This is a genomic window from Ensifer sp. GW101-20A05, from assembly GCF_059424735.1.
Map to the genome: position 1 here is coordinate 188630 of NZ_JBWKZT010000013.1, position 10040 is coordinate 198669.

The 10040-nt window shown below is 62.4% G+C and carries 7 protein-coding genes; all 7 read left to right on the forward strand.

Annotated features, from left to right (window positions below; all coding sequences use genetic code 11):
• On the forward strand, positions 1-2046 hold a 2046-nt coding region (locus AC070A_RS26765; RefSeq protein WP_494773604.1), incomplete at its 5' end, for an Ig-like domain repeat protein.
• A gap of 246 nt (positions 2047-2292) precedes the next feature.
• The gene (locus tag AC070A_RS26770; RefSeq protein WP_113737762.1) at positions 2293-3288 is read left to right on the forward strand and encodes a LacI family DNA-binding transcriptional regulator; all 996 of its coding nucleotides are present in this window, start codon (positions 2293-2295) and stop codon (positions 3286-3288) included.
• A gap of 51 nt (positions 3289-3339) precedes the next feature.
• A complete protein-coding gene (locus AC070A_RS26775; RefSeq protein ID WP_162771024.1) occupies positions 3340-4632 on the forward strand; it encodes an ABC transporter substrate-binding protein in 1293 nt (430 codons plus the stop codon).
• Between the two features lie 72 nt (positions 4633-4704).
• On the forward strand, positions 4705-5637 hold the full coding sequence (locus tag AC070A_RS26780; RefSeq protein ID WP_113737760.1) for a carbohydrate ABC transporter permease: 933 nt from the start codon (positions 4705-4707) through the stop codon (positions 5635-5637).
• Entirely contained in the window at positions 5630-6523 is an 894-nt protein-coding gene (locus AC070A_RS26785; RefSeq protein WP_113737759.1) for a carbohydrate ABC transporter permease, read from the forward strand. Before AC070A_RS26780 ends, AC070A_RS26785 begins: the two co-directional genes overlap by 8 nt.
• Positions 6524-6525: 2 nt before the next feature.
• Positions 6526-8232: a GH32 C-terminal domain-containing protein gene (locus tag AC070A_RS26790; protein WP_492383973.1), complete on the forward strand. Its 1707-nt coding sequence runs from the start codon at positions 6526-6528 to the stop codon at positions 8230-8232.
• 12 nt (positions 8233-8244) lie between these two features.
• Positions 8245-9291, forward strand: a complete 1047-nt coding sequence (locus AC070A_RS26795) for an ABC transporter ATP-binding protein (RefSeq protein ID WP_057251135.1) — start codon at positions 8245-8247, stop codon at positions 9289-9291.
• The last annotated feature ends 749 nt before the right edge of the window (positions 9292-10040 follow it).

Here is a 10040-nt window from a genome sequence, read left to right on the forward strand (position 1 = left end):
TCACCGACGGGAAGCGTCACCTTCAAGAACGGATCCACGACGCTTGGGACCGGCTCCGTCTCCGGCACCACGGCCACGTTCAGCACCGCGGCGCTGGCCGTTGGCGTGCATTCCATCACCGCCGAATATTCCGGTGATGGCAACAATGCCGCTGCGACCTCGGCCGCCGTCACCGTTACGGTCGGGCAGGTCGCCCCGACGGTCACGGTCTCCGCCTCGAACAACAATCCGGTGCTCGGCGCATCGGTAACCTTCACGGCGAGCTTGGTCGGCGGCGCGTCACCGACGGGAACCGTCACCTTCAAGAACGGATCCACGACGCTTGGGACCGGCTCCGTCTCCGGTACCACGGCCGCCTTCAGCACCGCGGCGCTGAGCGTCGGCGCGCATTTCATCACCGCCGAATATTCCGGTGATAGCAACAATGCCGCTGCGACCTCAAGCGCTGTCACGGTCACGGTGGCAGCCTCGGCCATAACGTTCAGCCCCGCCGGCGGCGCGCTGCCCGAGGCCATGGTTGGTGAGGCTTACAGCCAGCAGATCTTCGCAACGGGGGGAGCGGGAGCGCTAAGGTACAGTCTCAAATCCGGCACGTTGCCGGCCGGAATGATCCTCAACATCTCCACCGGCGAGTTGACGGGTCCCCTCGATACGGCAGCCGAGGCGAAGGACTATAGCTTCACCATCGAAGCGCGTGACGGTCACGGCACCACCGGAACGGCAAGCTACACCCTGACGGTCAAAACACGCGCCGTCACCGTCACTGACAAGACAGTCGACGTTCCGTCGGGCAGCATGCCGGTCAATGTCAACCTCGAGGCCGGCGCCACTGGCGGTCCGTTCACTGATGCGAGCCCCACATTCGTGGAACCGGCCAATGCGGGCGAGGCGAGCATCGTGCGGGGTGAATTTGCCGCAGCGGGTCCGACGCCTCTCGGCTGGTATCTGAAGTTTATCCCGAACCCGGCCTACTCGGGTACCGTGCGGGTCGGCTTCAGGCTGATGAACGCGCAAGGCGCCTCCAACACCGGTACGGTGACCTACAAGATCGGCTACAATCCTGCCGAGGTCGCCGATAACATTGATGACCTCGTGCACGGTTTCGTCCAGACCCGGCAGGGCCTGATCGCCTCGTCGATCAGGGTTCCGGGCCTTCTGGAACGCCGGCAGCTGGACAACGCCACGGATCCAATCACCGCCCGTATGACGCCGTCGGAAGATGGCATAACGGCCAGCTTCGCAACCAGTCTTGCGCAAATGGAATCGGCGCGAAACAGTGCGGACGGTGTTGCTGGCGGCTATGCCCCGCCGTTCAACGTCTGGATCGACGGCACGCTGATGGCGCATAAGCGAGACGAGAACGACGACAAGTGGGGCAGCTTCGCCATGCTCAATCTCGGCGCCGATTATCTGATTTCTGAAAAGGCGCTGGTCGGCCTGTCGCTCCATTTCGACCGGATGACCGATCCGACGAAGGAGGACGCCGAATTGACGGGCAACGGCTGGCTCGCCGGCCCCTATGCCTCGCTCGAAATCGGCAAGGGGGTGTTCTGGGATACGAGCCTGCTCTATGGCGGCTCGGCGAACGACATCGACACAGCCTTCTGGGACGGTTCGTTCGACACGAAACGCTGGTTGATCGACACGGCGATTATGGGCGAATGGCAAATCGACGAGGCCACGGTGCTGACGCCGGAGCTCCGGGCTGTCTACTTCAACGAGACGGTCAAGGACTATGGCGTGCGCAACGGTGCGGGCGACGAAATCACCATCGAGGGCTTCGACGCCGAACAGTTCCGAGTGAGTCTCGGGGCGGAGATCGCGCGTTCCTTCACCCTGGAGAACGGCTCCACTGTGACGCCGAAGCTCGGTGCAACAGCCGGTTATGCCGGTCTCGACGGCTCCGGCGCCTACGGCACACTGACCGCCGGCCTGGCGCTGGAGACCGTCGATTTCTGGATGCTCGACGCCAGCCTCCTTCTCGACATCGAGGGTGACGGCCAGAAATCTCTTGGCGGACGGGTGAGGGCAGCAAAGCAATTCTGAGCAGGCCTGACCCCGACTGAAACAGAAAGTCGCAGTGGGACGCACAGCGGCTTTCGTCCCTCTTGAGCCAAGTTCCAACCTCTATTTCGCGTCATCGGAGGGTTGTTCGCCGTCTTGGCGTGGTGCAAAGCTCTACGCAGCGATCATCTTCCAAGGCTTATGGTGGCGTTTCGATCGGGTGACCGCTTGACAATGGGGCCGGGTTTGAATTAATGGGTAATCGATAACCCAACAAGGTCAGCAGCCGTGACAATCTCCCTTTCTGACATCGCGGAGCGCGCGGGCGTCTCAGTGAAGACGGTCTCCGGCGCATTGCACGGCGGGTCCGCTCGAATGTCGGACGAGACCCGTCAGAAGGTCAAGGCGATTGCTGAGGAGCTCGGCTATGTAACGAACCTGGCCGCGCGCGGCGTGCGTCAGGGCTGGCTTCCGCTGGTCGGCGTCGTGTCCGATGGGTTGATCACCTCGCCCTTCGCCACCGAAATCGTCCGAGGACTCGATGGGGCTGCGCGCAGCGCCGGCATGGCCGTCTTCGCTGTCAACCACAGCAGCGGACAGTCGATTGGCTCGGTGCTCGACGAAGTGCAGCAGTTCCGGCCGCGCGCCGTTGCCTACGCCGCCATGTATCACAAGGACGTCGATCTGCCGCCAACGCTGGCCGGTTCCGTCGGGGTCATGATCAACTGCCGCGAGGCCTCCGGCCGTGTCACGTCGCTGGTCCCGGACGAAGAGGGCGGGGCACGTGAGATCGTGCGTTACCTGCTGGCCGCAGGCCGGCGCCGTATCGCCTTCATCAACTTGCCGGGCATTCTGGCCGGCTCCTTGCGCGAGAAGGGCTTTCGTGCGGCGCTGGAGGAGGCAGGCATCGACCCGCTCGGCGTGTTTCCGGCCGTGCGCCGCAGCGTTTACAGCGACCGCGCGCCAAGCCTTGTCGCATCCCATGTGGAGGCACTTCTTTCCGGTCAGCGGCCGGACGCCATCCTGTGCGGCAACGACCGGGTGGCAATGGAGGTCTATGCCGCGCTTGCGCGTGCCGGCCTTCGCATCCCGGACGACATTGCGGTGGCAAGTTTCGACAACCAGGTCGAGCTTGCCTCGCGGCTGGATCCGCCATTGACGACAATGGCCCTGCCGCACCGCGCGATGGGCCGCCTTGCCATGGAGATCCTGCTCGCCGGGCAACCTGAGCCGCCGCATCTGCGGCAGTTGCCCTTCCATCTGGTCGAGCGGGCATCCGTCTAAATTCAGTTTTATGATCGCATTCAACAGGAGGAGAAAACAATGACTGCGCACTTGGGTAATCGTTTACGCAATGCACTCTGCGCCGCCACGGCGCTCTTGGGGAGCGCCGGTATTGCCGACGCAAAAACCGTCGTTCATGTCATGCACCAGGGCGATCCGGGCTGGGTGAAGGCCTATGGCGATGTCGCCAAGCGCTTCGAGGACGCCAATCCGGATGTCGACATCGAACTGATCTACGCGCCGCACGACGCCTATAACGAGAAGTTCAGCGCCGCCGTCATGGCCAAGCAGTTGCCGGACGTGATGGAACTCGACGCACCGTTCCTCGCCAACTACGTCTGGTCCGGATACCTGCAGCCGATCAAGCCGCTCGTCGATAAGGATGTCCTTGACGACATGACCGGCTCGAACATCGCCCAGGGCACCTATCCGATCGATAAGGACCTCTATGCGATCGGCCTCACCGACTCCTCGGTCGTCCTCTACGGCAACAAGAAATATCTTGAAGCCATCGGCGCACGCATCCCGAAATCCGTCGACGACGCCTGGACGCGCGAGGAATTCGAAGGCTATCTCGAAAAGCTCTCCAAGCTCGAGGGCGTGAAGTGGCCGATCGACACGTTCCGCGGCTACGGCATCAAGACCGAGTGGATCACCTACGCCTATGGCCCGCTGCTCGAAAGCGCCGGCTGCGATCTGATCGATCGCAAGGCGTGGAAGGCGAGCGGTACGCTCGACAGCGAAGCCTGCGTCAAGGCGCTCACCATGATGCAGACCTGGGTAAAGAACGGCTGGGTCGTTCCGACGTCGTCGGGCACGAACCAGTTCTATGCCGAAGGCCAGCCGGCAGCACTCGCCATGGGCGGACACTGGTTCTATGCGGAAGCCGCCGCCGCGATGAAGGACAATGTCGTCGTCATGCCGCTTCCGAAAATCGGAGAGAAGGGCGTCAGCCCGAACGGCACCTGGATCTGGGGTATTTCGGCGACCTCCGAAAATCCTGAGGCCGCGGGCAAGTTCCTGAGCTTCCTTCTGAAGGACAAGGAATATCGCGACTACGCCAAGACCCAGTCGGCCTATCCGGGTCTCAAGAGCTTTGCCGCCGAATCCCCGCTCTACGCTGAAGGCGGACCACTTGCTATCGCCTTCGAACAGGCCTCGAAGTCCGCGGTCGCCCGTCCGCCGCACCCGGCCTATCCGACGATCACCTCCGCTTTCATGCAGGCGGTCGACAAGATCTTCAACGGCGACGACGCACAGGAAGCCCTGACGGCCGCCGCCAGGAAGATCGACCAGGACATCGAGGACAACGCCGGCTATCCGCCGTTCGACGAACAGCAATAAGGCGTTATCGCAGGGCCGTCACTCTGACCGGCCCTGCGCCATCTCGGGAGGATGAGCGATGAGGAGGAGACCATGACTTTGCAACAGACGTCTGCGCCGGCCATTCCGCGCGCCGGCAGGCGACGTGACCGGCAGCGATTTTGGCAGGAAGTCGCAATGATCGCGCCCGCCGTGCTGCTGCTCGCGGTCTTCCTGATCACGCCGTTCCTTCTGTCCTTCTGGACGGCGATGACCAACCAGCCGCTCGTGCCGCGCCCGACGCCGGTGCGCTTCGTCGGCCTCCTGAACTTTCAGCGCGTCTTTACCGATCCGTTGTTCTGGACGTCGCTCTGGAACGTCACGCGCTTCACGGTCTGGGTGCTCCCGGTCCAGTGCGGCCTGGCCTTCCTGACGGCGCTGCTGCTCCACCAGAAACTGCCGATGCGCAATCTTCTGCGCGGCATGTTCTTCCTGCCGGCGATCACCTCCATGGTCGTCGTCTGCGTGATCTGGGGCACGCTGTTCCAGTATCCGAGCGGTCCGCTCAACCAGATCGTCGGCTTCTTGTCCGCTGGCACGATCCAGCCGATCGATTGGCTCGGCGACCCGAACTGGGCAATGTTCTCGATCGTGCTGCTGTCGGCCTGGCAGGCCTATGGCTTCCAGATGATCATCTACCTTGCCGGGCTGCAAGGCATTCCGGAAGAGCTTTACGACGCCGCCCGCATCGATGGGGCAAGCGCGCTCCGTCGTTTCTGGCACGTGACCATGCCGGGCCTGCGTCCCACCCATGTTTTCGTGCTGGTCATCACGACGATCCAGGCTTTCAAGCTCTACACCCAAGTGGCAATCCTCACCCAGGGCGGGCCGAAGGAAAGCACGGAGACCGTGGTGCACTACATGGTGCGCGCCGGTTTCGAGGAACAGAAGCTCGGATATGCCTCTGCCGTCTCCGTCATTCTCTTCGTCATCGTTCTTCTGATCGCGCTTCTCCAGCGCAAACTCCTGAGGCGCTTCGATGTCTGATCTCGTGCTCAGCCAGCCCGCCCCGCTGGCCATATCCCGGGGCAACAGCAAGACGGGCCTGCGCGTCGTCCAGACCGTATGCATCTTCATCATTGCTCTGGTGATGATTTCGCCACTCTTCATGCTGCTCATTGCCAGCCTCAAGGACGACCGCTTTCGCATCCTTGCGGACATGGGCAGCTTCCGCGCCTTCTGGGTGAGCGAGCCGACGCTCTCGAACTACCGGGAGATCGCCAATTTCTCCGGCGAGCTTGCCTATGGCCGCTATCTGTTCAACTCGCTGGTGATCCTCGTCGTCACCGTCGTGTCGGGACTGATCATCAACTCCATGGCAGGCTTTGTGCTCGCCTGGGGCTCGCTGCGCGGCAAGGCGGTCCTGCTTGCGCTTGTGGTCGCGCTCTATGTTATCCCGCAGGAGAGCATCATCATGCCGCTCGTCGTCATGATGTCGCGGGCAGGGCTGACGGACACCTTTGCCGTCCAGATCCTGCCCTGGGTAGCAAGCCCGCTCTATGTCTTCCTCTTCTACCAGTTCTTCGCGCAACTGCCGAAGGAACTCTACGAAGCGGCGGAGATGGACGGGGCCTCGGCCTTTCGCATCTACCGTTCGATCTACATGCCGCTCAGCCTGCCGGCGCTCGCAACGGTGTCGATCCTCATGGGGATCGAGAGCTGGAACCAGTATCTCTGGCCGACACTCGTCACGCAGACCGACCATGCACGGCCGATCTCGGTCGCAATTGCCACCTTCTTTGGACAGGACAGCATCTACTGGGACCGCGCCATGGCCGCGTCCGTCCTGATGATGATCCCCGTCCTCATTCTCTACCTCGCCTTCCAGCGCTGGTTCGTAAGCTCGTTCGTCGGCTCCGCCGTGAAAGGTTGACTATGACTTCCCAAACAAAACTCGCGAGCCCCGCGCTTGAAATCATTGAGGCCGCGTTTGCCGCCGGCACGGTGCTGCATCTCTGGATCAAGGCGCGCGAAACTGGCGGCAAGGCGAAGCTCTTCGTGAGTGTCGAGCGCAATGACATCGCCGATCCGTCCACGCGTCGCACCGAGGAGTTCGAATTCTTCGCGGTGACGCTCGGGACCGGTGGCCACACTGTACTTGCCTATGATGCGGAAACGACCGCGCTCTCAGTGGTCTACGCATTCCATCCGCAGACGGTGCTGGAGGAGGGGATCCGCGTGTTGCACCACGACATGCGTACCGCACCGCCTCAGGTGCCGGCCGGCTACCACTTCCGGCCGCCCTTCGGCTGGATGAACGACCCGAACGGTTTCGGCCGTTTCGCCGGCCGCGGCCATCTCTTCTACCAGCACTATCCGCACGGTTTGCGCTGGAACACCATGCATTGGGGACACGCCGTCTCGACAGATCTGATCCACTGGACGCACCTGCCGATGTTCCTCTTTCCGGCGGATCATCTGTCCGAAAGGGACGACGGCCGCGGCGGCGCCTTTTCCGGCTCGGCCATCCCCATTTCCGGGCCTGCGGGGGAGGAGATCCGCGTCTTCTATACCGAACACGTTCGCGATCGGCAGCCGGAAGAGCAGATCCAGCTCTCCGCCCTCAGCCGCGACGGCATCGTCGCCGGTGCATCCGAGGTGGTTCTGCCAGTCCGTCCGGAAGGCTTGAACCTCACCACCGATTTCCGGGATCCCTATGTTTTCAGGGGCCCGGACGGCCGCTGGAAGATGCTGCTCGGCAGCCGCGACAGGTCGGGCGGCGTCGTTCTGCTCTATGAGACGACGGACCCGAAAGGCGCTGCCGGCTGGACCTTTCTCGGCATCATTCATCGCGAGGACCGTTTTGGTATGACCGCAGCGGAATGCCCCTGCATGGTGCCGCTCGGTGGGAAGGCGGACGATCCGGATACCCGTTGGGCGCTGATCTTCGGTCTGCTCACCAGTAGGGAGCCGGCCACCGGCCGGCGCAACCTCACCTCCGTGACGGTGGGCCGCTTCGACGGCCGCAAATTCCTGGCCGAGTTCGAACAGGAGCTGGATTTCGGCTCCGACGCCTATGCCTTCCAGGCCTTCGTCGACGGCGACGAGCCGGTCGGCATCGCTTGGCTCGCCAACTGGACGGATTTTTCCAAGAAAGACGATTTCCCGACCGCCATGACGCTGCCGCGTCGTGTGCTTCTCGACGGAGATGCCGTTCTGACGCCGCCGAGCGTCGCAGCGGAAAGCCTCCGCCACATGCTGCTCGACGAAGCGGCGCTCGCCGCCGGCGAGACAGTTCCGCTCAAAAGCGGCGCGGTGGAGATCGTGCTCTCGCTGCCCGAGCCCGGCGCTGCGTTTGAACTCGCCTTCGATCACCCGGACGTCAAGCTTGGCGTGAAGCTTGATGGCGACGGCCTGGCGATCCTCTTTGACGCCGGCACTGGCAAAGAGCCGCCGCGATACCTCGCATCCGGCGCCAAGCCTTCGGAGCTGCGCATCTTTCTCGACGCAGGTTCCATCGAGGTGTTCGCCGACAACGGCCGCTGGACCGGCACGAAGCGCATTCCGGGTTTTTCCGCCGCTCGTTCGGCGACGCTAACCGGTGCCGCCGCCAGTGCAAAAATCTGGCAACTCAAGCTTTAAGGGAGGAAGACAATGGCATCGGTAACGATCGATCGCGTTTTGAAGCAATATGGGGCAGCCTCCGTCATCCACGGCGTTTCCGTGAATATCGAGGATGGCGAGTTCGTCACGCTCGTCGGCCCGTCCGGCTGCGGCAAGTCCACGCTTCTGCGCATGCTGGCGGGGCTGGAGGACATCAGCGGGGGCGAGATCCGCATCGACGGGCGCATCGTCAACGAGGTGGCGCCGAAGGAGCGGGACATCGCCATGGTGTTCCAGAGCTACGCACTCTATCCGCACATGACGGTCGCCGAGAACATGGGCTTTGCCCTGAAACTGCAGGGCCGCGACAGGGCGACGATCGACCGGCTTGTCAGGGAAGCCGCCGGTATTCTGGCGCTGGAACCGCTGCTCGATCGCTTGCCGAAGCAGCTCTCCGGTGGCCAGCGCCAGCGCGTGGCAATGGGGCGCGCAATTGTCCGCCATCCGAAGGTGTTCCTGTTCGACGAGCCGCTGTCCAATCTCGATGCCAAGCTGCGCGTGACGATGCGCAGCGAAATCAAGGAATTGCACCAGCGGCTCGGTACCACCATCGTCTACGTCACGCACGACCAGATCGAGGCTATGACCATGGCCGACAAGATCGTCGTCATGCGCGCTGGCCGCATCGAGCAGATCGGCAAACCGCTGGACCTCTACGACCGCCCAGATAACACCTTCGTCGCAACCTTCATCGGCTCGCCTGCGATGAACCTTTTTGAAGGCGACATCGGCGACGGTGGCTTCCGTATCGAGGGCGGGCTTTCCCTGCCGCTACCGGGGTTCCTGGGCGGCAAAGAAGCCCGAACCTACGGCATCCGCCCGGAAGACCTCGAGCTTGCCGAAACGGGCATTCCAGCAACGGTCCTGACGGTTGAGCCGACAGGCGCTGAAACCCATCTTTCGGTGCGCGTCGGCACGCAGACGGCCGCTATTGTTCTGCATCGACGCGCGGACCTTCGCCCTGAACAGCAGGTCCACCTCGCGCCAAAAGGAGAGAAGATCCACCTCTTCTCTGCAGGAGGCGCCAGGATTAACTGAAACGGCATGCATGTCGCGAGAGGCCGTTGACCCATTCGGGCAGAGACATCTCATCCGCCAAGCTCCTTTGGAGCGTATAAGGAGGCCGAGATCGATGCGGCGGTGGACGTTGGTTCGGAATCATTGCTCCGCACCAATGGCCGTGTGACGTCACCAGAGGACCGACGATACCTCGACGAACAACCCGTCGACCACCTGGTTCAGTGTGCCGGTAATGACCTCTAGCTCTACGTAGGTAGCGAGGACTACCGCTGCCAGCATGGACAAGGCCGATCCGATTTCGATCGCTGGCATGCGTTCGCGAGGAAGGGATATCGTAGCGCTCTCAGGAGTGGCGACGAACAGGTGATCGGCATCATGCCGGTTGTCGTTGGCTGCGCGAAGGAGACGAGACGGGCGAAAACGCTTATGTCCGCTCTTATCGCATATGCTGAGGTATCTTTCGCAGGGTGAAGTGGGCATCGGAAACGTCCATGACCGAACCAGAGTTGGATTACATTGTAGGCGACTCAACTGCATCGACCGTTCCCGGGGTAACTGTTGCGCTGAGGTTTGCGTCGCGCACGCGTTTCGCGGGAGGCCGGGTCAAGCGCGGCAAGGCAAGGATCAGCCGCAATCCATGTTTTCCGGCAAATCCGATAGTTCCATAATGTATATTATGCGATCCTTGTATGTAGCCGCAAAGTTAAAGTGTCCTGATCCTGCAAAGTTGGAATGTCACTCTCCCCGGGTTTTGCTGACCTGGGAGA

Excerpts from the sequence above, each read along its gene's own strand:
- AC070A_RS26790 (WP_492383973.1), top strand. The coding sequence starts at position 6,526 with ATGACTTCCCAAACAAAACTCGCGAGCCCCGCGCTTGAAATCATTGAG.
- AC070A_RS26795 (WP_057251135.1), top strand. The coding sequence starts at position 8,245 with ATGGCATCGGTAACGATCGATCGCGTTTTGAAGCAATATGGGGCAGCC.
- AC070A_RS26780 (WP_113737760.1), top strand. The coding sequence starts at position 4,705 with ATGACTTTGCAACAGACGTCTGCGCCGGCCATTCCGCGCGCCGGCAGG.
- AC070A_RS26785 (WP_113737759.1), top strand. The coding sequence starts at position 5,630 with ATGTCTGATCTCGTGCTCAGCCAGCCCGCCCCGCTGGCCATATCCCGG.